The sequence below is a fragment of the Megalodesulfovibrio gigas DSM 1382 = ATCC 19364 genome, from assembly GCF_000468495.1.
Lineage (GTDB): Bacteria > Desulfobacterota > Desulfovibrionia > Desulfovibrionales > Desulfovibrionaceae > Megalodesulfovibrio > Megalodesulfovibrio gigas.
Map to the genome: position 1 here is coordinate 632,161 of NC_022444.1, position 23,202 is coordinate 655,362.

Sequence of the window (23,202 nt, forward strand, 5' to 3'; positions counted from 1 at the left end):
ATCAGATCTTGACGAACTGGTAGCCCAGGCCGCGGATGGTCTGGATCCAGGCGCGCGAATCGTCCCCGGTGGCCAGCTTGTGACGGATGCTGCTCATGTGCACATCGATACTGCGGTCGTAGCGCGCCAGGGGGCGTCCCAGGACCTGTTCGGAGAGCTCGGCCTTGCTCACGGGCCGGCCGGCGTTGCGCACCAGCAGTTCCAGCAGGCTGTATTCCGTGCTGGTGAGCTCCAGCGTTGCGTTGCACCACTGGGCCCGGCGCTCCTGGGGCCACATGGTCAGCGGACCCACGGCAAGCACGTCCGCCGGCCCATCGCTCGCGGTACGCCGCAGGATGGCCCGCAGCCGGGCCGCCAGTTCCCGCGGGGTGCAGGGCTTGGCCACGTAATCGTCCGCGCCCAGCTCCAGCCCCACCACGCAATCCACCTCGTCGCCGCGGGCCGTAAGCATGAGCACCGGCAGGCGGCTGAAGGCCCGGATGCGCCGCAGTACTTCCACGCCGTCAATGCCGGGCATCATCACATCCAGTACGGCGATGTCGAACCCGCCCACGCGGCAGGCCTCCACACCGGCCAACCCGTCATGCACGGCGGTTACCACCATGCCTTCACGTTCCAGATATTCCGTGAGCATGCTGCTCAGTTCCACATCGTCATCAACCAGAAGCACACGTTTCATGCAGGCCGCCAGCGTGGTTGAAGTGCGCACAATCCGCCCCGCCGGGCGAAGAACCTCAGCTCCTGAAGGCAAAGTATACCGCCCCGAGCAGACACAGGCCAGACCAAAGATGGTCCAGTTTGAGGGGGTTGCCCATGTACCACACCGAAAAGGGCACAAAGACGGCCAGGGTGATGACTTCCTGCAGGATCTTGAGCTGCGGCAATGTGAGCGCCGTGTACCCCAGCCGGTTGGCCGGCACCTGGATGAGGTATTCGAACAGGGCGATGCCCCAGCTTGCCAACGCCGCCACCACCCAGGACCGCGCATGCAGATGCTTGAGATGCGCATACCAGGCAAAGGTCATGAACACGTTGGAAAGCGCCAACAGCACGATGGTTTGCGGGATCACCAGACTGCGCATGCGCCCTCCCGGGCGAAAACGATTGCACCACCAGAATGCCGGCTCTCTATGCCCGCGAGCAGCCCAGGTCAAGGCGGGCGGCAGGCGGCAAGGGCGGCGGGTTTTCGATGAACGGCAGTCCTGCGGCGGCGGCCGGCTTGCCAAGGGTCTTGGTTTGGCGCATATCGTAACGTCAAGACGGCAGGAATCAACGTGCGGCGCCGCGGCCTGCTGCCGTTCGCATGCAGCCTCGGGCAACGCCCGGCAGCCCCTTTTCCTTACAGACCCAGGAGCCTCCTGTATGAGCGAATTGGATATCGAGAGTTTGTCAAAAGAAAAGCGCACTTTCGCACCCATTTCGGACCCGCGCGCCAAGGCCTATGTGCCCGACATGGAGGCGTACGAGGCGTTGTACAAGCGGGCGGACGAAGACCCGGAAGGCTTCTGGGCCGAGCGCGCCAAGGAGCTCGTGACCTGGTTCAGCCCCTGGGAAAAAACCCTTGAGTACGACATGCACAAGCCGGAGATCAAATGGTTTGCCGGCGGCAAGCTCAATGTCTCCTACAACTGCCTGGACCGGCATCTGGAAAACGGCCGCCGCAACAAGGCGGCCATCATCTGGCAAGGCGAGCCGGAAGAAGACGTCAAGGTGTACACCTATCAGATGCTGCACACCGAGGTCTGCCGCTTCGCCAACGTGCTCAAGGCCAAGGGCGTGAAAAAGGGCGACCGCGTTGCCCTCTATCTGCCCATGATTCCCGAACTGGCCATCGCCATGCTGGCCTGCGCGCGCATCGGGGCCATCCATTCCATCGTGTTTGCCGGCTTCTCCGCCGTTTCCCTGCAAAACCGCATCCAGGACAGCGCCGCCAAGGTGGTGGTCACGGCGGACGCCGTGCTGCGCGCTGGCCGCACCATCCCCCTCAAGCCCAATGCCGATGAAGCCATGAAGAAGTGCCCCAGCGTGGATCACTGCATCGTGGTCAATCGCGCCGGTCTTGAGGTCCCCATGCAGGAAGGCCGCGACTGCTGGTGGCACGAATGCACGCACGCCGACGGCATCACCGACGTCTGCGAGCCCGAGCCCATGGACGCCGAGGACATCCTGTTCATCCTCTACACCTCCGGCTCCACGGGCAAGCCCAAGGGCGTGGTGCACACCACCGGCGGCTACCTGACCTATGCCGCCCACACCACCCAGTGGGTGTTCGACGTCACCGACAACGACGTCTATTGGTGCACCGCCGACGTGGGCTGGATCACCGGCCACAGCTACATCGTCTACGGCCCCCTGTGCCTGGGCGCCACGTCCCTCATGTTTGAAGGCGTGCCCTCCTGGCCCGGGCCGGACCGCTTCTGGCAGGTGGTGGAAAAGTTCAAGGTCAACATCTTCTACACCGCCCCCACCGTGGTGCGCGCCCTGATGCGCGAAGGTGTGGACTGGACCCGCAAGCACGACATTTCCTCCCTGCGCCTGCTGGGGTCCGTGGGCGAACCCATCAACCCCGAAGCCTGGATGTGGTACCACACCTACATCGGCGCCGGCACCAAGCCCATTGTGGACACCTGGTGGCAGACGGAAACCGGCGGCATCCTCATCTCCGCCCTGCCCTACGCCACCACCCTCAAGCCCGGTTCCGCCACCAAACCCCTGCCCGGCGTGGATGCGGCCATTGTGCGCGCGGACGGCTCCCTGGCCGGCCCCAATGAAGGCGGCCACCTGCTGATCCGCAAGCCCTGGCCCGGCATGCTGCGCGGGGTGTACGGGAATCCGGAACGCTACAAGTCCACCTACTTCCAGCGCTTCCCCGGCATGTACGAATCCGGCGACGGCGCGCGCGTGGATGACGACGGCTACTTCTGGATCATGGGCCGCCTGGATGACGTCATCAACGTCTCCGGCCACCGCATGGGCACCGCCGAGGTGGAAAGCGCCCTCGTGTCCCACGAAGCCGTGGCCGAAGCCGCGGTGGTGGGCATGCCCCACGCCATCAAGGGCGAATCCATTTACGCCTACGTCACCCTCAAGACCGGCATCGACGAGTCCGAAGACCTGCGCAAGGCCCTGCGGGCCTGGGTGCGCACGGAGATCGGCCCCATCGCCACGCCGGAGGTCATCCAGTTCACCGAGGGCCTGCCCAAGACCCGCTCCGGCAAGATCATGCGCCGCGTGCTGCGCAAGATCGCCGCCGGCGTGTACGACGACTTCGGCGATACCTCCACCCTGGCCGATCCGGGCGTGGTGCAGGACCTCATCGAAGGCAAGAAGGATCTCACCGGCAATTAGAGCATTTTACTTTTGAAAGGAGTTCTCGGGGGAAAACCTTTTTAAAGAAAGGTTCTTCCCCCGAACCCCCTTTCCAAGACTTTTTATGGTGATTCAAGGGCACTATCAACGTTTTGGAAGGGGAGAGCGCGAGAGAGGAGAACCTTTTGCAAAAGGTTTCCCCTCTCGCAATGTCCTTTTTCAATATTAAAATGCTCTAGCACCGGCCGGTTTCTTCCCCTGTCCGCTTTCCACGGCCGGCCGGAGCGCATGCGTTCCTGCCGGCCGTGCTGCGTTGCCACCCGTCACCAGTATAGAATTCTTGCCCAAAAACAAAAACCCATGCTATGGTGGACAATCTGACATCCTCCGTCCGGAATCATGCGGAGGGCGCAGCGCAGAGGCAAACGCCGCATGCAGCGCCAGGGGGAATGCAACACACGCAGGCATGCCGGAGGCCTGTCAACGGCTCAGCACTCGGGGGGATTTCCATGCACATGCTCAACGACTCGCGCCTTGGCCTGCGGCTGTTCGTCTCGTACACCCTGCTCACGGTGTTTGTGCTCATTCTCGGCTGGGTGGGGCTGGTCGGGGTCAAGGAGGAGGGCGAACAACTGGACAGCCTGTTCCACATCAGCCTGCCCAGCCAGTCCCTGCTGCTGGAGGCAGACCGCGACCTGCACCAACTGGTGGTGGCCGAACGCTCCCTCATCTTTGCCGACCCTGCAGCGCCGGTCTACCAGGAACTGATCAAGGAATACGACACCAACCTGCAGCAGGCCAACACCCGCTGGGAAAAGTACAAAGCGCTGGTGGACACCGACGACGAACGCCGGCTCTTCGGCGACTATGAGACCCGCCGCGCAGAGTGGATGGCCGTCTCCCGCCGCGTGGTGGACGGCATTCAGGCCAACACCCCCGAAGGCCGGCAGCAGGCCATGGCGCTGGTGCTTGGAGAATCCCGGAGCGCCTTCAACCACATGCGCGACGTCATCGACAAGCTCACCGAGATGAACGAAGAAAGCGCCGCCAAAAAGAACGACCTTGCCGACGCCACCTTTGCCGCCATCACCACCCGCATCCAGGGCCTCACCGGCGGCGGCGTGCTGCTGGCCATCCTGCTGACGGTGCTGGTCACCCGTTCCATCGTCCGCCCCCTGGGCCGGTGTCTGGCCTTTTCCAAAGCCGTGACCGAAGGCCGGCTGGACAGCACCCTGGACGTGCGCCAGCGCGATGAGGTGGGCCGCCTGGCCGAAGGCCTGCGCCACATGGTGGGCACGCTCAAGCAGGAACTGGAGAACGCCACGGCCAGCCAGGCCCAGGCCGCCCGCGAGGCCGAACGCGCCCGTCTGGCCGTGGCCGAGGCGGACCAGGCCCGCACCCAGGCCGACCAGGCCCGCCGCCAGGGCATGCTGGAGGCCGCCTCCCGCCTGCAAAGCGTGGTGACCGTGGTTTCCGGCGCGTCTGACGAGCTGGCCGGCCGCATTGAGGAAGCCACCCAGGGCGCCCAGCGTCAGGCCGCCCGCGTGGGCGAAACCGCCACGGCCATGGAAGAGATGAACGCCACGGTGCTGGAGGTGGCCCGCAGCGCCTCCCAGGCCGCCCAGACCGCAGCCCAGGCCCGGACCAAGGCCGAAACCGGCGCCGGCGTGGTGCGCAAGGTGGTGGACTCCATCGACCGCGTGGGGAACCAGGCCCGGGCCGTGAAGGAAGACATGGCCCGCCTGGGCGAGAAGGCCGAAAGCATCGGCCGCATCCTCGACGTCATCAGCGACATCGCCGATCAGACCAACCTCCTGGCCCTGAACGCCGCCATCGAGGCCGCGCGCGCGGGCGATGCCGGCAGGGGCTTTGCCGTGGTGGCCGACGAAGTACGCAAGCTGGCGGAAAAGACCATGCAGGCCACCAAGGAAGTGGGGCAGGCCATCGGCGGCATCCAGCAGGGCGCGCGCACCAGCGCCGCAGGCGTGGACAACGCCGCCGACGCCATCGGCGACGTCACCACCCTGGCTGCCCAGTCCGGCGAGGCCCTGCGGGAAATCGTCTCCCTGGTGGAACTGGCCTCGGATCAGGTCAGCTCCATCGCCACGGCGTCCGAAGAACAGTCCGCCACCAGCGAGGAAATCAACCGCAGCCTGGACGACATCCACGGCATCTCGGCCCAGACCACGGACAGCATGGGCCGCTCGGCCCAGGCCGTGAGCGAGCTGCTCAGCCAGGCCCAGGCCCTGGGCGAGGTGATTGCAGACATGCAGCGCGGCGGCTAGAGCAAGGTATCTTTGAAAGGAGTTCTCGGGGGAAGAACCTTTCTGCAGANATTCAAGGCCACTATGAAAGTTTTGGAAGGGGAGCGCGCGAGAGGGGAGAACCTTTTTTCCGGTTGCACAGCAAAAAGGTTTCCCCTCTCGCACAAATCCTTTTCAACAATACGTTGCTCTACCGCAGCACCCCCAGCACGTGGCTGAAGCGGTCTGTCCAGGGGCGGATCGACTCTGCCGCACGCAGCGGCATGCTGCGCAGATCCCGCCAGCCGAAGCGCGCCACCAGCCGCGCGGCGGTGGCCGGATCCCGTGTCAGCGCCATCCACACGCAGGCTTCGGCGTCGGGATGCACAGTGTGCACCGAGGCGTTTTCCAGCACCAGCCAGCCCGCGGCCTGCCCCGTGGCCTGCACCACCGGCGGCAGTTCCAGGTATTTGTTGGAGACGTGCAGCAGCAGCACGCCATCCTTGCGCAGCACGCGGCCATACTCGCCCAGGGCCTCCAGGGTGAGCAGGTGCACGGGAATGGAGTCGCTGTTGAAGGCGTCCACCACCAGGATGCCATAGCGCCAGGCCGGTGCGCGACGCAAGGTCAGCCGGGCGTCGCCGAAGGTCATGGTCAGCTCGCCGCGACTTCGGTCCAGAAAGGAAAACCAGGTGCGGGCCACGTGCCCGTTGTGGGGATCCAGCTCGAAGATGTCCACGGCCTGACCCGGCCGGGCATACACGGCCAGGCTGCCCGTGCCCAGGCCCACCAGGGCCAGGGGATGCACGCCGTCCAGGGCCTCTTCCTGCCGGGACAACAGGGCCCCGGAGGGCGTGGAGACGTGGTAGTACGTCAGGGCTTCGCCGGCGCGGGCCGGGTCCAGATACTGGGAGCCATGCAGGGTGGTGCCGTGCTTGAGATGCCGCCGGGGGCCGCTGTCGTACACACTGGTGATGCCGTAGAAATTGCGGTGGATGCTCTGCAGGGTGCGGCCGGGGACCAGACCGGGCAGCCATTGCGTGGCCGCCAGCAGCATGACCAGTACATAGGCGGCGGTGCGCGGCTGCGTCTCCAGTCGGAAGAACAGCACGGCCATGCCCAGGCCCGCCAGTCCGGCCAGCAGATTGGTGGGCAGCCCGGGCCACAGGGTCAGCGTCACCGGCCAGCCCAGCACCAGGGCCAGCATGCCCAGCATGCGCAACGGGCGCTCCCACCACGTTCGGCGGCGCGTCTCCCGTCTGCCCATGGACATCGCCGCCGCGGCCAGGCACAGGGCCGCCGGGTACTCGGCCAGACTGGTGGCCACCAGAGGCGCAAGAAAACTCGCCAGCAGACTGCCCGACGCGCCGCCCAGGGACATGAGCAGATAATACCGCCCCAGCCGGCGCGGATCCTTCGGTGCGGTGCGGGCCAGCTCCCCATGGCACACCAGGCAGACGGCCAGCAGTGTCAGCCAATAGGCCGGCAAGGCCGCCTGCACCGGCAGATGATAGGACAACGAGGCCAGCAGAAACAGCAGGCTGCCCACGGCCAGCGCCAGGGCGAAACGCGAGCGCACCCAGTCCGGCTGCCAGGGCGGATGCTTGAACACCAGCACGAAACTGAGCAGATACAGCGACAGCGGCACGATCCACAGCAGGGGGATGGAGGCCAGATCCATGGTCACCACATTGGTGGTGGCAATGAACATGGCCGACCCCGCCGCGGCCAGCAGCACCCAGCGTCCCTGCTCCACCCGCGGCAGGGGGGCAGGATCGGGCAGCGCCGCCGCCGTCTCCCGCGGCACGGGCCTGAGTCGCCACAGCACCAGAATCTGCAGCGCCGCCACCAGCAGATACCCTGCCTGCCAGGCCTCAAGCTGGACATCCAGATCCAAAAATGGTTCCACGGCCACTGGATAGCTGAGCAGCCCTGCAAAGGATCCGAGATTCGACGTCGCATACAAGGCATACGGCCGTCCGGCCTGCGGCAGGCTGGACATGGCGAGCAATCGTTGACAGACCACTGAAACCGTGGCCAGCATGGCGAAGGCCGGTCCCACGGTGAGGGCGAGCATGCAGGCGATGTCCGCCCAGGCCGCCTCCGCCCAGGCAGTGAACACCTGCCCCGGGGTGGACAGGGCCTCCAGGTGCAGGGGAAACATCCCGGCCATGGCCAGCAGCAGCGCCCCGTGCAGCAGCCGGCCCGAGGGACGCGCCAGCCGCCCGCCAATCCAGGCGGCCCAGGCATAGCCGCCCAGCAGGAGCACCTGAAACACAAGCATGGCCGCCGCCCAAACCAGCGAACTGCCGCCGAATCCCGGCAGCATGGCCTTGGCGGCGATGAGTTCCACCTGAAACAGCAGCGCCGCAGCAAGGAAGACGAGACCGTGGCAGACGAGATGCATGCCCCCGTGACTACCCCATATCCCGACGATTTGCCATCCTCCGCGCAGGACATTCCGCACCCTGCCGCCTGCCTGGCACCCGAAGGCTTCGAGCAGGCCCTGCAGGGCGAACTGACCCGCCGCGGCCTGGCCTTCCAGGCCCTGGGCCGGCTGCATCTGCTGGAGGAGGTCCCCGTCCCGCCCCCGGCCTGGGCCCAGCACCTGTGGTTCGCCCCCGTGCGCATCCAGGCGGCGTCCATCTCCCAGGCGGCCAAGGCCCTCAAGGCCATCCAGCGCAACTGGGTCTGCTACAGCCATGCCCACCACCGCCGGGCAGCCCTCATCCAGGAGCAGCTGCCGCCGGTCTCGGCCCGACCGCACCGCTTCGGCGATCCCCTGCCCACGGCCTCCCTGGGTGCCTGGACCCTGCTGGACGAGCACACCCTGCTGGCCGCCCCGCGCTGCAGCTCGCCGTTTCCTCTGGGGGAACTGCGGTTTGTGGAAGACAAGACCGGCCCGCCCAGCCGGGCCTATCTCAAGCTCTGGGAAGTCTTCACCCGCATGGGCATCCGCCCAGCCCCGGACGCCCTGTGCCTGGACCTGGGGGCCTCCCCCGGCGGCTGGAGCTGGGTGCTGGCCCGGCTGGGCTGCCGGGTGCTGGCCGTGGATCGCGCCCCCCTGGATCCGCGGGTGACCGGCCTTCCCGGCGTGACGGAACGCCGCGGCAGCGCCTTTGGCATTGATCCCCGCTCCTCCAAAAACGACGTGCATCCAGACTGGATTTTTTCCGATGTCATTTGCTATCCGGCAAGATTGCTTGAATATGTCCGCCGGTGGATCGCCTATGGCCGCTGCCGCAACTTCGTCTGCACCCTCAAGTTCCAGGGAGAGACGGACTACGCGGCCATGGAAGGATTCCAGGCCCTTGGCGGAACGCTGCTGCATCTGTCCCACAACAAGCACGAGCTGACCTGGGTGCTGGCGCAGGCATAGGCCGGTGGCGGTCGGCATGGAATCATGGTAAAAGCCCGGGGCCTCCAGGCGTTGTCGCCCGGCCCGGTTTTGTTCACACAGGCAAGCCCAGGGATAGACGCATGCAGACGTTCATTGCCGACTTGCACATCCATTCCCGTTTTTCCAGGGCCACCAGCAAGGCCCTCACCCCCCGGCTGCTGGCCGCCTGGGCCCGGGCCAAAGGCGTGGACGTGCTGGGCACCGGGGACTTCACGCATCCCGTCTGGCTGGACGAGCTGGAAGCCACCCTCACCCCGCACCAGGACAGCGGCCTGTACCGCCTGAAGGATGATCGCGGACTGGCCCGGGAACTCCCCGAGCTGGACGGCGCGCCCCTGCCCGGCCGCACCCTGTTCATGCTGCAGGCGGAAATCAGCTCCATCTACAAACGCGGCGGCAAGGTGCGCAAGGTGCACAATCTGGTGTTCGTGCCGGACTTCGAGACCGCCCGCGCTCTGAACCGCAAGCTGGCCGCCATCGGCAATCTGGCCTCGGACGGCCGGCCCATCCTGGGGCTGGACTCGCGCAACCTGCTGGAAATCGTCCTGGAGCTGCACCCCCAGGCCTTTCTGGTGCCGGCGCATATCTGGACGCCGTGGTTCTCCCTCTTCGGATCCAAATCCGGCTTTGATTCGGTGGAGGAATGCTTCGGGGATCTCGCCCCCCACATCTTCGCCCTGGAAACGGGCCTGTCCTCTGATCCGGAAATGAACTGGCGCATCTCCGCCCTGGACCGCTACGCCCTCATCTCCAATTCGGACGCCCACTCCGGCGAAAAGCTGGCCCGGGAATGCAATCTCTTCCAGGGCGAGCCGGACTATGCCGGCATCTTCCAGGCCCTGCAGCGCGAATCCCTCTCCCACACCTTTCTGGGCACGGTGGAGTTCTTTCCCGAGGAAGGCAAGTACCACCTGGACGGGCACCGCGCCTGCGGCGTGAAGTTCGATCCCACGGTGCAGACCTTTCCCGAGGACCGCTGCCCCATCTGCGGCAAACCCCTCACCGTGGGCGTGCTGCACCGGGTGATGGAACTCGCCGACCGTCAGGCACCGGCGCAGCCGGCCTTCCAGCCGGGGTTCACCTCCCTGTTCCCGCTGTCGGAATGCATCGCCGACGTGCTGGGCGCCGGCCCCTCCACCAAAAAGGTCAAACAGCTCTACGCCACCACCCTGCAGCGGCTGGGACCGGAACTGCACGTGCTGCGCGACGCCCCCCTGGAAGACGTGCGCCGGGTCAACACCGTGTTGGCCGAGGCCCTGGACCGCATGCGGCGCGGGCAGGTCATCCGTCAGGCCGGCTATGACGGGGAATTCGGCGTCATCCGCGTGTTTTCCGAAGAAGAACGCGCCGCACGCAAGCAGGGCGGCCGGCTCTCGCCCGCTCCCCGGCGGAAGCGGGACGCCAGCGCCAGTCGTACCGATCCGGTAGACCCGGCCGACCCGGACCCCGGCGAAGCGGCAGTCATCCCGCCGCCTGCTTCCCCGGCCGGCCTCAATCCCTCCCAGCAGGCGGCCGTCCAGGCTGGTCCCGGTCCGGTGCTGGTGGTGGCCGGTCCTGGCGCGGGCAAGACCCGCACCCTGCTGGCCCGCTGTCTGGCCCTGCTGGAAGCCGGACGCCCCGCCCGGCATCTGCTGCTGGTGACGTTCACCCGCAAGGCGGCGGCAGAGATTGAAGAACGCCTCCTGAACACCCTGGGGGACAGCCAGGCCCTGCCCCGGACGGACACCCTCCATGCCCTGGCCTACGATGCCTGGAGCACAAGCCACGCCGGGAATCCGCCCACCATCATGGACGAACCCGCCGCCCGCCGCCTGTTCCGCGAATCCGCCCAGGCCGCGCGGCCCAGCCTGCCTGCCAGGGAAGCCGACCCCCTGTACAACGCCTGCCAGCTGGCCCGCGAACGCCTGGAACGCCTGGACCAGTGGGAAGACATCCTCCTGCAATACGACCATCGCAAGAAACACCTGAATCTGGCGGACTACACCGATCTGCTGGAATTCTGGCTGCAGTCCATGGAGCATGGCCTCTGGCAGCGGCCCTGGACCCACGTGTTGGTGGACGAGGTGCAGGATCTCACCCCCCTGCAACTCCACTGCCTGGCCCGGCTCATGCCCGCCGAGGGCGACGGGCTGTTTCTCATCGGCGATCCGGATCAAAGCATCTACGGCTTCCGCGGCGCAGCCCCCGAGGTGCAGGAAACCCTCACCCACCACTGGCCTTTGTTGCAGACCCTCTTGCTGGAAGAAAACTACCGCGCCCTGCCGGCCATCCTGGAGGTGGCCATGGCCGTGTTCCCGCCGGAAGACTTCCTCATGCGGCCGATCATCCGCCCGGTGCGGCAGGGCGATGCCTGCATCCGCCTGTTCGAAGCCCCCACCGCCGCGGCCGAAGTCCAGTGGATGGCCCAGCAGATGCGCCAGTTGCTGGGCGCCACCAGCCACACCTTGCAGGACGCTGCGGGCGGCTCCCTGGCCGGCACGGGTCTGGCCGGCAGTCTGGCCCCGGGCGACATGGCCGTGCTGGTGCGCCTCTCCACCCTGGCGGCCCCCCTGCGCGCTGCCCTGGCCGAGGCCGGCCTGCCCGTGGATGCGGCCGAGGCGGAACGATTCTGGGAGGAATCCCGCACGGCGTGCATCCTGCGGTCGGTGCGGGCCATGCTCGGCCTGGAAAATGAGGACATCGAGGGTGACGATTCGACACACACGCCCTCGCTGATCCCCGAAACACTTCTCACCCGCGGCCCGGCGGCCCTGCCCAAAACCTTGGCCGCCACAGCCCCCTTTGACGCCGCCTACTGGACCTCTCCGCAATTCCGGGAACTTGCGGCGGTGTTCGCAGCCCAGGGGTCCTGGCAGGCCGTCTGCAACTGGCTGGCCCTGCAGACCGAGGCCGAGCAGGTCCGCGCCCGCAGCGAGGCCGTCCGCATCATGACCATGCATGCTGCCAAGGGCCTGGAATTTCGCGCCGTGTTCCTGCCGGCCCTGGAAGACGGGCTCGTGCCCTTTGCCGGGCCCGGGCTGCTCTCGGGGGCGCTGCCGCCGGGCAATCTGCGACAGGCGCGACAGGGACGACAGGGGCCGGATCTGGAAGAAGAGCGTCGCCTGTTCTACGTCGCCTGCACCCGGGCCCGGGATGCGCTGTTCCTGTCCCGTGCCGGCCGACGTCGCCTGTATGGCCGGGAACTGCGGCTGCCGCCCTCGCGGTTCCTGAGTGCGGCCACCTCGCACCCGGCCTGCCGGCGTTCCGCGCTGCTGGAGAAGGTCCGGCACAAGGAAACGACGTTGTCGTTACTGGGATGATGCACGCCCCCGAACCCATCGCCGCCCCGGCCAGTTCCGTTGCGGTCCCGTCGTGGGTCCTGCCCGGGGACATGCTGGAGAACTGCCGCTTCCTGGCCAGGGACGACGCCCCGCGCGCCTGGGGCGTGACCGAGGTCGGGCTGTGCCTGTTCGAGTCCGCCGCCTGCCTGGAGTATCCCGCCGCCGTCTGGGAGGAACTGGCCGCCCTGCCCCTCGGCTACCACCTGCATCTCCCCCTGGACCTGGATCACCAGCCCGATCCCACCGGCGTCTGCCTGCAGCTCATGGATCGCGCCCGCCCCCTGCGGCCCTGGGCCTGCGTGGTGCATCCCTTCGAGGAGCCGGCACGACTGCGCGACCTTGTCGCCGCCTGGAGCGCTGCCGGCTGGCCAACGGCGGCCCTGCTGCTGGAAAATATCCCCGCCGTGCGGCTTGAATCCGTCGTCTCCCTGGCGTACGAACTGGGCATGGGTCTGTGCCTGGACCTGGGGCATCTGCTGCTGACCGGCGAACAGCCGGACGCCGCGGCCCTGGCCCGGTGCCGGATGCTGCACCTGAGCTGCCCGGAACAACGGGGACGCGGGCACCGGCATCTGCCCCTGGATCGGCTGGATCAGCTGGATCGGCTGGATCGGCTGGATCAGCTGGATCGGCTGGATCGGCTGGGCCGGCTGGACCCGGCAGGAACCCGCCTGGCCAGGGCGCTGCTTGACGGCGCGCCGCAGGCACGGCGCATGGTGGAGGTGTTCGACTGGGACGGCGTGGTGTCGTCCATCCGCTGGCTGCAGGCAGCCGAAGCACGCAAGGCGGGATGATGCACAGGTTGGTGTTGGGCGGAGAAAAAAGCGGCAAGTCGGCCTGGGCCATGGCCCGGTTTCTGGATGATTCCGGACCGCATCGGCTGCTTGTCACCGGCAAGGCCCGGGACCTGGCCTTCCGCCAGCAGATTGAGCGGCACCGCCAGGAGCGCGCGCCGTCGCTCTTTGTGGAGGAAGTGGCCGCCGCGCCCCAGGCCCTGCCCCTGGCCCTGGAACGCGCCGCCGAGGCCGGCATGGCCGCCGTGCTGGTGGACAGCGTGGATTTCTGGCTCTTCGCCGCGGCTCAGTCCCAGGACACCCCGGATCCGGACAGAATCGCAGACAGAATCGCAACCGCGATCCTGCGATTGGCCGATACCCTGGACACGCTGCAGGACTACCTGGCCGTGACCCTGGTTTCCTGCGAAACAGGCCTTGGCCCCATCGCCGCGGACGCCGTCACCCGGCGGTTCGTGCGCAGCCTGGGCGCCTGCAATCAGGCCCTGGCCCGATGCTGCGAGGAAGTGGTGCTGGTGGCGGCCGGATTGCCGTTGTTCCTCAAACAACGCTGACTGCGCAGGCAGACCTGAAGGGGGGTGATTCCATGGGCTACTTCCGCACCTTGACCGCCCAATGTGCCCAGCTGGAAAAACTCTTCCAGCGCGAGGACCGCTGGCTGATCCTCATCAATGCCGACCCCGACGCCCTGGCCTCGGCCCTGGCCCTGCAGCGCATCATGCAGCGCAAGGTCAAGGCCGTGGGCATCATGCATGTGAATGAGGTCCGCCGGCCGGACAACCTGTCCATGATCCGCTATCTGCGCATCCCCACCGAGTTTTACGACCCCGAAAAGGCCAGGGAGTACAACAAATTCGCCCTGGTGGACTCCCAGCCTCACCACCACCCCCTCTTCGAGGGCGTGCGCTTTTCCATCGTCATCGATCATCACCCCCTGGTGCCGGAAAAGCCCGTGCGCGCGGATTTTGTGGAAATAAAGACCGAGTACGGCGCCAACGCCACCATCCTCGTGGAATACCTGCACGCCCTGCGCATCAAGCCTGGCAAGCGGCTGGCCACAGCCTTGCAATACGCCATCAAGGCCGACACCAACAGCTTCGGCCGGGCCTTCGCAGACGTGGACGTGCGCGCCTTCCGCATGCTCACCCCCCTGGCGGACCAGGGCCTGCTGCGCAAGGTGGCCCGCAGCGAATTCCGCCTGGACTGGCTGCACTACTTCTCCCGGGCCATTGAGCAGATCCGCTTCGACAAAAACGGCCTGCACGTGTTCATGGGCCCGGTGGAGAATCCCGACGTGCTGGTGATCCTGGCGGATTTCTTCATGGGTGTGCAGGAAATTTCCTGGACCACCGTGGCCGGGCTGTTCGATCAGCGCATCGTCTGCATCTTCCGGGGCGACGGGCAGAGCCGCGGCGTGCGCAACCTGGGCCAGCTGGCCGCCGACACCTTCGGCGATGTGGGCTCGGCCGGCGGGCACGCCACCATGGCCCGGGCTGAAATTCCATTGGCCGCCATCGGCGACGAGGATCCGGAGCACTTCGTCTGGAGCCGGCTGTGCCGCAAGCGCAGCCACGGTCAGCGCACCACTGCGCCGGCCGTGACTGGCTGATGAACACCGTGCCGCCTTTTACAAACTTGTAAACATCGCCAAATGCAACACGCCAGCCCCCGGAAGGACTGGCGTGTCTGTGCTGGTGCAGGATGGTCTGCAGGCCTGCGTTGTGGACGACCTACAACCCTTCTTCGCCAGTGCGGACGCGGATGGCGCGGCCGAGATCCTGGACGAAGATGATGCCGTCGCCTTCCTTGCCCGTGCGTGCCGCCAAGGTGATGGCCTCGATGACTGCATCCACCTTCTCATCGGCCACGCCGAGTTCGATGCGCACCTTTTTGAGCAGGTTCACTTCGATCTGCACGCCGCGGTACATTTCGGTGAAGCCCCTCTGCCGACCCGCACCAAGGATGTTGGTGACGGACATGGAGTAGATGTTCTTGGAAAAGAGCGCCTGCTTGACGGCAGTGAGGCTCTCGGGCCGAACGTATGCGATGACGAGTTTCATGTGCGCGTCCTCCTGATCTGGCTGATCGCTGGATCGTTATTCCACGGTGAAGATCTGGAAGCCGCTGTACGCTTCGCTGCCGTGTTCGGTGATGTCCAGGCCCTTGAGTTCTTCCTCAGGGCTGACGCGGATGCCGAAGATAAGGTCCGCCAGCTTGAAGACCACAAAGCCGCCGCCGAAAGCCCACACTGCAATGGAGCATGCGCCCAGCAACTGCGACAGCAGCAGGCCGGTGCCGCCGCCGTACAGCAAGCCTTCCACGTCGCCGCCAAAGCCGGGAGCCGCAAAGAAGCCCACCATCACCGTGCCGAAGAAGCCGCACACGCCATGCACGGAGACCGCGCCCACGGGATCGTCAATCTTGAGCACCTTGTCGATGAATTCCACGGAGAGCACCACAAGAATGCCAGCCATGAAGCCGATGAGGCAGGCACCAATGGGAGCCACGTCGTTGCAGCCGGCGGTGATGGCCACCAGGCCTGCCAAGGCGCCGTTGAGGGTCATGGACGGATCTGGCTTGCCGAAACGCAGCCATGCCGTGATGAGGGAGCCCACCACACCAAGGCAGGCGGCCAGGTTGGTATTCATGGCAATGTAGCCCACGGTGCCGTTGGCCGCGGTGGTGGAGCCGGGGTTGAAGCCGAACCAGCCGAACCACAGAATGAACACGCCCAGGGCAGCCAGCGGGATGTTGTGGCCGGGAATGGCGCGGGCCTGACCGTCCTTGGTGTATTTGCCGATGCGGGGCCCAAGCAGCATGGCCCCGGCCAGGGCAATCCAGCCGCCGCAGGAGTGCACCACGGACGAACCGGCGAAGTCCACAAAGGGCACTTCCAGCGCCTGCAGCCAGCCCATGGATTCCTCGCCCAGCCAGAAGCTACCCCAGGCCCAGTGGCCGGAAATGGGGTAGATGATGGCGGAGACAAACATGGTCATCATCAAATACGCCTTGAAATTCGTGCGCTCGGCGATGGCCCCGGAAACAATGGTGGCCGCCGTGGCGCAGAACACGCACTGGAAGAACCAGAACGTCAGAGTCCACTGCCCCTCCAGCGCAGAGCCGTCCACCCCGGACAAGGCAAAGCCGGAAAGGCCCATGAAGCCGCCGCCCGCGTTGGTGCCGAACATCAGGGCAAACCCGATGAAGAAGAACAGCGGCGCGCCCAGGGCGAAGTCCATGACGTTCTTCAGGATGATGTTGTTGGCGTTCTTGGCGCGGGTGAAGCCCGTTTCCACCAGGGCAAACCCTGCCTGCATGAACATGACCAGCATGGCCGCAATCAGCGTCCAGATGATGTCCCCGTGCTTCTGCAGCAGCATGGCCGGGGCCTCTTCTGCGGGAGCGTCCTGCGCCAGAGCCAGGGCCGGCAACAGTGCCACCAGGGCGGTTGCGCCCAGCAAGCCTGCCCGGAGCATCCCGGGCCGCCGCATGCGGAATGAAGTCCAGAAACTCATGATCGTGCCTCCTTTAAAATGGGTTGAATCATTCCCTGTTGAAGCGAACCGGGGTGGACATCGCATGCGGCCCGGGGCAGCAGGGTGATTCATTTGCAACGCAGCCAGTGAAAACCTGATTTCCAGCCCTGCTAAAGCAAAAACTTCGCCAAACTAAAAAACCACGCAATTTCAGTAAGTAAGAAAAATGCCGCTGCCATTCCCCCTGTGCGACTGGTCCAAATTTAACAATTTGGAAAACTTTTTTGCGCCGCACCTGACAAATATGAACATCCATCCACGCTGGACGTCTTGCTCCAGATACACAAAAATGTCAAACACCACCGGCCGGCGCGAGCAGCAGCACACCGCAATTGACAATCAAGGCTACGTGACACGCCATCCCGGGATTTTTTCCCGACCCACTGCGGCTCCCGCTTGACATTGCGCCCTGCCCTGGGATATTCGCCCCACATGCACACCTGTCAGACCCCTCAGTACTTTTGGTTTTATTTCTGGTTTACCAGGGCCCGGGGTCCGGCAGGGGGGGTGCAGCCTTAACCAGATAACCAGCGCACCACCACCACACGGGCCGCGGGCGACACGCCAGCGGCCCGTTTTTTTTGGCCCTGGCGAACGCAGCAGGCGCACCATGCGTCTGCACCAGCGACCCAAACGCTGCAGGAGGCGATCCATGTTGCTCGGAAAAAGCGTCCGTCTGGAACGTATCTTCAACCGGAACACCGGCCGTACCATTGTGGTGCCCCTGGACCACGGCGTTTCCGTGGGCCCCATTTACGGGCTTGTGGACTTCAAGGGTACGGTCAATAAAGTGGCAGACGGCGGTGCCAACGCCGTGCTCATGCACAAGGGTCTGCCCCGCTGCACCCACCGCGGCTACGGGCGCGACATCGGCCTCATCGTCCATCTTTCCGCCTCCACCTCCCTGTGTCCCTTTCCCAACGCCAAGACCCTGGTGGGCACGGTGGAGGACGCCATCCGCCTGGGCGCGGACGCCGTGTCTGTGCATGTGAATCTGGGTGACGAATCCGAACCCAAGATGCTCGAAGACCTGGGCCGCATCTGCTCGGACGCCGCCGGCTGGGGCATGCCCGTGCTGGCCATGATGTACGCCCGTGGCAAGGGCATCAAAAACCCCTATGATGCCGACGTGGTGGCCCATTGCGCCCGCGTGGCCCAGGAGCTTGGCGCAGACATCATCAAGGTGGTGTACACGGGCGACGTCGCCTCCTTCAACAAGGTGGTGGAAGCCTGCTGCGTGCCGGTGGTCATTGCCGGTGGGGAGAAGATGGAGTCCACCCGGGATCTGCTCCAGATGGTGCACGACAGCGTGCAGGCCGGCGGCGCAGGCCTTTCCGTGGGCAGAAACATCTTCCAGCATGCCGATCCCGTGCGCCTGTGCCAGGCCCTGCACGGCATCGTCCATGAAGACTGGGACGTGGACCAGGCGCTTGAGCTCGTGGGAGCCGAGGGCTGATTACCAATTTTGCACATTGCGAGGACACGACCATGCGCATCGGCAAATCCGTCCGGCTTGAACGCTTCGTCAACAGGAACACCAACCGCACCATCATCGTCCCCGTGGATCACGGCATCTCCATCGGGCCTGTGGAAGGGCTCATCGACATGAAGGAGACCGTGAACCAGATTGCCGAGGGCGGCGCCAGCGCCGTGCTCATGCACAAAGGCCTGGTGCGGTGCGGGCATCGCACCCGCGGGCAGGATATCGGGCTCATCATCCATTTGTCTGCCTCCACGGATCTCTCCCCCACCCCCAACGCCAAGACCCTGGTGACCAGCGTGGAAGAAGCCCTCAAGCACGGGGCGGACGCCGTGTCCGTGCACATCAACCTGGGCGACGAGCTGGAGCGCCACATGCTCAAGGAAGCCGGCGAGGCTGCGGAAAAAGCCGCAGACTGGGGCGTGCCCTTCCTGGCCATGGTCTACGGCCGCGGCCCCAAAATCAAAAATTCCTTCGATCCCCACATAGTGGCCCACTGCGCCCGGGTGGGCATGGAGCTGGGCGCGGATATCGTCAAGGTGCCTTACACCGGCGACCCCGACTCCTTCGTCAAGGTGGTGGAAGGCTGCTGCATTCCTGTGGTCATTGCCGGCGGTCCCAAGCTGGACTCCGAGCGCGCCTTCATCCAGATGGCGTACGACAGCGTGCAGGCGGGCGGCGCGGGGCTTTCCGTGGGCCGCAACATCTTCCAGCATCGCGCCATCCGGGAACTGGTGTCTGCCCTGCATGCCGTGGTGCATGATGACGCCACCGTGGATGAAGCCCTGGCCATGATCCCCAGACCCCAATAAGGACTGTTCATGAAAACCGTGTACTTCAAGGCACTGCCGTACGAGAAGTCCCTGGTCACCCTGGCGCTGGAATCCGGCGTGGATGGCGTGATTGTGGATCCCGAGCACGTGGAGGACGTCAAGGCGCTGAGCCGCGTGGAAGCGCTCACCCCTGCGGATTTCACGGCCATCTGTCTCACGGCCAAGGCGGACGAGGAACAGGCCGTCACCTGTCTGATGGCCGGGGACAAGGTGATCCTGACCAAGGGCTGGGAGATCATCCCCGTGGAAAACATCCTGGCCCAGAGCACCGGCCTGGGCGTGGAGGTGGACAATCTGGATCAGGCACGTCTGGCTGCCGGCATTCTGGAACGCGGCGTGGACTTTCTGGTGGTGAACCCCGAGGCTGCGCCGGAGCTCAAGACCATCGTGCAGGAAATCAAGCTCTCCCAGGGCCGCATCGAGCTGGCCACGGCCACCATCACGGCCATCGCCTCGGCCGGGCTGGGGCATCGCGTGTGTGTGGATACCATGAGCGTCTTCAAGTCCGGCCAGGGCATGCTGGTGGGCAACTCCTCGGCCTTCACCTTTCTGGTGAATGCTGAAACCGAGTCCAACCCCTATGTGGCCGCCCGGCCCTTCCGCATCAACGCCGGCGCCGTGCACGCCTATGCCCTCATGCCCGGGGACAAAACCTGCTACCTGGAAGAAGTGACCTCCGGCCGCGAAGTGCTCATTGTGGGACACGACGGCGCCACCACCGTGGCCACCGTGGGCCGGGCCAAGGTGGAAGTGCGGCCCATGCTGCGCATCGACGCCGAAATCAAGGCCACAGGGCAGAAGGGAGCCATCTTCCTGCAGAACGCGGAGACCATCCGTCTGGTGCATCCCGGCGGTCAGCCCGTGAGCGTGGTGACCCTCAAGGTGGGCGATGACGTGTTGGTGAACGCCGACGCGCCCGGCCGCCACTTCGGCATGCGCATCCAGGAACAGATCAAGGAGCACTAGGATGCCAGTCGAGGACAAACACACAGCATGCGCGCCCACCTCGACTGCCGAGGAACGCATGCGCGCCCTGCGCGAGCAGATCGACGGGCTGGACAAGGAACTGCTGGCCCTGCTGAACAGGCGCGCCGCCTGCAGCAAGGAGGTGGGCGCGGTCAAGGCCGGGGCCAAGGACCTCATCTTCAAACCCTTCCGCGAAAAGGACGTGCTGGAAAAGCTCGTCCAGACCAACCAAGCCCTTGACGGCCCCTTGCCGGAATCGCACCTGCAGGCCATTTACCGGGAGATCTTCTCCTCCTCCCGCAGCCTGCAGCGGCCCCAGCAGGTGGCGTATCTGGGTCCGGAAGGCACCTTCTCCTACTTTGCCGGGCAGCAGTATCTGGGCCACAGCGTGGATCTGACGCCCATGCACGACCTGCAGGCCGTGTTCCACGCCGTGCACAGCCGGGAATGCGAGCTGGGCATCATCCCCCTGGAAAATTCCCTGCAGGGCACCGTAGGCCAGAGCCTGGATCTCTTCCTGCGGTACGAGGTCTTCATCCAGGCGGAACTCTCCAGCCGCATCTCCCATTGCCTGCTGGGCACCACGGACGACATCGCCGAGGTGGAGGCCGTGTACTCGCATCCCCAGCCCCTGGCCCAGTGCGGGGACTGGCTGCGGGCCCGCCTGCCCAAGGCAAAGTACATCCCCACGGAATCCACCGCCGCCGCCGCGCGTCTGGTGGCGGAACTGGGCGCAACCGGCCAAAAGGTCGCGGCCATCGGCCATGCCGCCCTGGCCGAGAAGCACCGACTGCAGATCCTGGCCCGGTCCATCGAGGACCTGCCAGACAACTGGACGCGCTTCGTCATCATCGGCGCGTCCCCGGTCAGGCAGGAAACGCGGGACAAGACCTCCATGCTCTTCACCCTGCCGGACAAGGCCGGGTCCCTGGTGCGGGTGCTCATGGTCCTTTCCGGCCTGGGCATCAACATGAAGAAGCTGGAATCCCGCCCCCTGCGCGGGGAGCGCTGGCAGTACGTGTTCTTCGTGGATGTGGAGGCCGACCTGCAAGAGGCCAGCTACCGCGGCGCGCTGGAAACCATGCGCGAACACTGCCACACCCTGCGCATCCTGGGCAGCTATCCCCAGGGACCATACCTGGAAGCGATGTGAGGAGCCCGTCATGACTGCATCACCTACTCCGGCTGTTGTCACAGCCCCGGCGTCCAAATCGGTTTCGCATCGCGCCTGTCTGTGCGCCGCCCTGGCCGGGGGCGTCTCCACCATCCGCAATGTCCTGGAAAGCGAGGACCTGGCCCGTACCGCCGCCGTGCTGGCGGCCATGGGCGCACGCATCACCCGCCAGGGTCCCGGCGCCTACGCCGTGACCGGGCTGGACGGGCACCCGACAGGCGGGGACGACACGCCCGCCGATCTCGACGTGGGCGAATCCGGCACCACCTGCCGCCTGGTCACGGCCATCGCCGCCGCCGGGCAGGGCCGGTTCCGCCTGCACGGCCGCGGCCGCATGCACGACCGGCCCATCGCGCCCCTGGCCCGGGCGCTGGAATCCCAGGGGACGGTGTTCCAATGGGAAGGGACTCCCGGCAACCCGCCCTGCATCATCGAGGCGCAGGGCCTGGCCGGCGGGGATGTGGAAATCGACCTGGAAGAAAGCTCCCAGTACCTCTCGGGCCTGCTCCTGGCTGCGCCCATGGCCCGGGAGGCGAGCCGCATCCATGTCAGCGGCAAGAAGGCCGTCTCCTGGCCGTATGTCTCCCTGACCCTGCAGGCCATGCAGGATTTTGGCGTGGACGTGACCGTGCAGGAGCTGCAGGACGACGTCTGGAGCACGGTGGAGTGGCAGACGCTGACGCAGATCACCCCCGGCAGGTTCCGCTTCCTCGTCGCGCCGGGGGCCTATCAGTCCTGCGACTATGTGGTGGAGGGCGACTGGTCCAACGCCTCCTACTTCCTGGCCGCCGGGGTGCTTGGCGCGGCGTCCATGGGTCCCGTGACCGTGCAGGGACTGCGCCGGGATTCCCTCCAGGGCGACCGCGCCATCCTGACGTGCCTGGAAGCCATGGGCGCATCCCCCCGCTGGGAGGGCCGCACCCTGACCATGGAACCCACTGCCCTGCACGGGGCCGAGCTGGACATGGGCACCTGCCCGGACATTGTCCCCACCGTGGCCGTGGCGGCGGCGTTCGCGTCCTCGCCCACGGTCATCCGCAACGTGGCCCATCTGCGCATCAAGGAGTGCGACCGCCTGGACGCCGTGGCCACGGAGCTGCGGCGCATCGGCACGCAGGTGGAGATCCTGGACGACGGCCTGCGCATCCTCCCGCAGCCGGTGCCGGAAGCCGTGCTGCGCACCGGGGTGGACTGCCTGACCTACAACGATCACCGCCTGGCCATGTGCCTGTCCCTCTTCGAGCGCAGGGGCATTGCCGTGCGGCTGGATACGCCCCATGTGGTTTCCAAGAGCTTCCCCGGTTTCTGGGACGCCTGGAAAATCGTCCGCACCCAGCATGGAGCGTCCGCGTGAACCTGCCGTTTAGACACCTGGCCGTCCTGGGCGGCCACGGGCAGATGGGCGGCTTGTTCGTCCGGCGGGCCGAAGCTCTGGGGCTGGCCGTGCAGGTGTACGACCAGCCCCTGGAGGCGGCGGCCCTGGCCGACCGGGACGCAGGCCTGCCGCAGGCGGATCTGGTGCTGCTGGCCGTGCCGGTAACGGCCATGGATGCCGTGCTGGAGGCCATCCTCCCGCACCTGCACCCGCAGACGACGCTGGCCGACGTCTGTTCGGTGAAGCTCGGCCCCATGCAGGCCATGCTGCGCGCCTGGAACGGGCCGGTGGTGGGCACGCATCCCCTCTTCGGACCGGAACCGCCCGAGGACGCCCGCGTGGCCCTGGTGCAGGGCGACCGGCCGCAGGATGCTGAGGCCCTGGCCCGCGTGACGGCGCTCTTCGAGGCCATGGGCTTTGCCTGCTTCCGGACCACGGCCGAGGAGCACGACCGGGCCATGGCTGCCATCCAGAACCTGAACTTCGTCACCACCGTGGCGTATCTGGCGGCGCTTTCGGGAGATGCGTCCCTGCGGCCGTTCCTCACGCCGTCGTTCCAGCGCCGGCTGGATGCCTCCCGCAAAATGCTCACCCAGGACGCGACGCTTTTTTCCACATTGTTCGACGCCAATCCATATTCCATGGATTTGGTGCGGCAATACCGCAACTTCCTCCACGTGGCGGCAGGCGGAGACATGGATCTGCTGATCCAGCACGCCCAACGCTGGTGGGAGGACGCATCCGCACGGAGCGAATCATGAGAACGGACTAC

At 66.0% G+C, this 23,202-nt stretch carries 18 protein-coding genes; 13 read left to right on the top strand and 5 right to left on the bottom strand.

The genetic code is table 11. The annotated features are described in order from the left end of the window. Position 1: 1 nt before the first annotated feature. Together DGI_RS02760 and DGI_RS02765 are read right to left on the bottom strand one after the other, a co-directional pair. The gene (locus DGI_RS02760; protein ID WP_021759140.1) at positions 2 to 679 is read right to left on the bottom strand and encodes a response regulator transcription factor; all 678 of its coding nucleotides are present in this window, start codon (positions 677 to 679) and stop codon (positions 2 to 4) included. 55 nt (positions 680 to 734) lie between these two features. Continuing rightward, entirely contained in the window at positions 735 to 1,082 is a 348-nt protein-coding gene (locus DGI_RS02765) for a DMT family protein (RefSeq protein WP_021759141.1), read from the bottom strand. A 280-nt stretch (positions 1,083 to 1,362) separates the two neighbouring features. Here DGI_RS02765 and acs point away from each other — a divergent pair, with 280 nt between their 5' ends. Together acs and DGI_RS02775 are read left to right on the top strand one after the other, a co-directional pair. Next, complete coding sequence (acs, locus tag DGI_RS02770) at positions 1,363 to 3,348, top strand: acetate--CoA ligase (protein WP_021759142.1); 1,986 nt, start codon at positions 1,363 to 1,365, stop codon at positions 3,346 to 3,348. 470 nt (positions 3,349 to 3,818) lie between these two features. Next, entirely contained in the window at positions 3,819 to 5,594 is a 1,776-nt protein-coding gene (locus tag DGI_RS02775) for a HAMP domain-containing methyl-accepting chemotaxis protein (RefSeq protein WP_021759143.1), read from the top strand. A gap of 169 nt (positions 5,595 to 5,763) precedes the next feature. On the opposite strand, the gene DGI_RS02780 is transcribed toward DGI_RS02775, so the two are convergent. Continuing rightward, the gene (locus DGI_RS02780; protein WP_021759144.1) at positions 5,764 to 7,959 is read right to left on the bottom strand and encodes a fused MFS/spermidine synthase; all 2,196 of its coding nucleotides are present in this window, start codon (positions 7,957 to 7,959) and stop codon (positions 5,764 to 5,766) included. Between DGI_RS02780 and DGI_RS02785 the strand changes: the two genes are divergently transcribed. From DGI_RS02785 to DGI_RS02805, 5 genes are all read left to right on the top strand, one after another. After that, a complete protein-coding gene (locus DGI_RS02785; protein ID WP_021759145.1) occupies positions 7,942 to 8,931 on the top strand; it encodes an SAM-dependent methyltransferase in 990 nt (329 codons plus the stop codon). The genes DGI_RS02780 and DGI_RS02785 overlap by 18 nt on opposite strands. Positions 8,932 to 9,032: 101 nt before the next feature. Next, entirely contained in the window at positions 9,033 to 12,251 is a 3,219-nt protein-coding gene (locus DGI_RS02790; protein WP_021759146.1) for a UvrD-helicase domain-containing protein, read from the top strand. After that, the gene (cbiR, locus tag DGI_RS16800; RefSeq protein WP_021759147.1) at positions 12,248 to 13,066 is read left to right on the top strand and encodes a cobamide remodeling phosphodiesterase CbiR; all 819 of its coding nucleotides are present in this window, start codon (positions 12,248 to 12,250) and stop codon (positions 13,064 to 13,066) included. The genes DGI_RS02790 and cbiR overlap by 4 nt, the downstream gene beginning before the upstream one ends. Next, the gene (locus tag DGI_RS02800) at positions 13,063 to 13,620 is read left to right on the top strand and encodes a bifunctional adenosylcobinamide kinase/adenosylcobinamide-phosphate guanylyltransferase (protein WP_235619895.1); all 558 of its coding nucleotides are present in this window, start codon (positions 13,063 to 13,065) and stop codon (positions 13,618 to 13,620) included. The genes cbiR and DGI_RS02800 overlap by 4 nt, the downstream gene beginning before the upstream one ends. A 32-nt stretch (positions 13,621 to 13,652) precedes the next feature. Next, the gene (locus DGI_RS02805; RefSeq protein ID WP_021759149.1) at positions 13,653 to 14,675 is read left to right on the top strand and encodes a DHH family phosphoesterase; all 1,023 of its coding nucleotides are present in this window, start codon (positions 13,653 to 13,655) and stop codon (positions 14,673 to 14,675) included. A gap of 121 nt (positions 14,676 to 14,796) precedes the next feature. On the opposite strand, the gene DGI_RS02810 is transcribed toward DGI_RS02805, so the two are convergent. After that, positions 14,797 to 15,126, bottom strand: a complete 330-nt coding sequence (locus DGI_RS02810) for a P-II family nitrogen regulator (protein WP_021759150.1) — start codon at positions 15,124 to 15,126, stop codon at positions 14,797 to 14,799. A 36-nt stretch (positions 15,127 to 15,162) separates the two neighbouring features. Then, positions 15,163 to 16,581: an ammonium transporter gene (locus DGI_RS02815; RefSeq protein WP_021759151.1), complete on the bottom strand. Its 1,419-nt coding sequence runs from the start codon at positions 16,579 to 16,581 to the stop codon at positions 15,163 to 15,165. Between the two features lie 673 nt (positions 16,582 to 17,254). Here DGI_RS02815 and DGI_RS02820 point away from each other — a divergent pair. From DGI_RS02820 to DGI_RS02845, 6 genes are read left to right on the top strand one after another with little or no spacing between them, the layout of a single operon-like run. Then, entirely contained in the window at positions 17,255 to 18,058 is an 804-nt protein-coding gene (locus DGI_RS02820) for a 2-amino-3,7-dideoxy-D-threo-hept-6-ulosonate synthase (RefSeq protein ID WP_021759152.1), read from the top strand. A 32-nt stretch (positions 18,059 to 18,090) separates the two neighbouring features. Then, positions 18,091 to 18,894, top strand: coding sequence for a 2-amino-3,7-dideoxy-D-threo-hept-6-ulosonate synthase (locus tag DGI_RS02825; RefSeq protein WP_021759153.1), 804 nt, complete (start codon positions 18,091 to 18,093; stop codon positions 18,892 to 18,894). 9 nt (positions 18,895 to 18,903) lie between these two features. Then, complete coding sequence (locus DGI_RS02830) at positions 18,904 to 19,881, top strand: 3-dehydroquinate synthase II family protein (RefSeq protein ID WP_021759154.1); 978 nt, start codon at positions 18,904 to 18,906, stop codon at positions 19,879 to 19,881. 1 nt (position 19,882) lies between these two features. Beyond that, positions 19,883 to 21,034, top strand: coding sequence for a prephenate dehydratase (gene pheA, locus DGI_RS02835; protein WP_021759155.1), 1,152 nt, complete (start codon positions 19,883 to 19,885; stop codon positions 21,032 to 21,034). 10 nt (positions 21,035 to 21,044) lie between these two features. Continuing rightward, a complete protein-coding gene (aroA, locus tag DGI_RS02840; RefSeq protein ID WP_021759156.1) occupies positions 21,045 to 22,409 on the top strand; it encodes a 3-phosphoshikimate 1-carboxyvinyltransferase in 1,365 nt (454 codons plus the stop codon). Beyond that, positions 22,406 to 23,191, top strand: coding sequence for a prephenate dehydrogenase (locus DGI_RS02845; RefSeq protein WP_021759157.1), 786 nt, complete (start codon positions 22,406 to 22,408; stop codon positions 23,189 to 23,191). The genes aroA and DGI_RS02845 overlap by 4 nt, the downstream gene beginning before the upstream one ends. Positions 23,192 to 23,202: the final 11 nt, after the last annotated feature.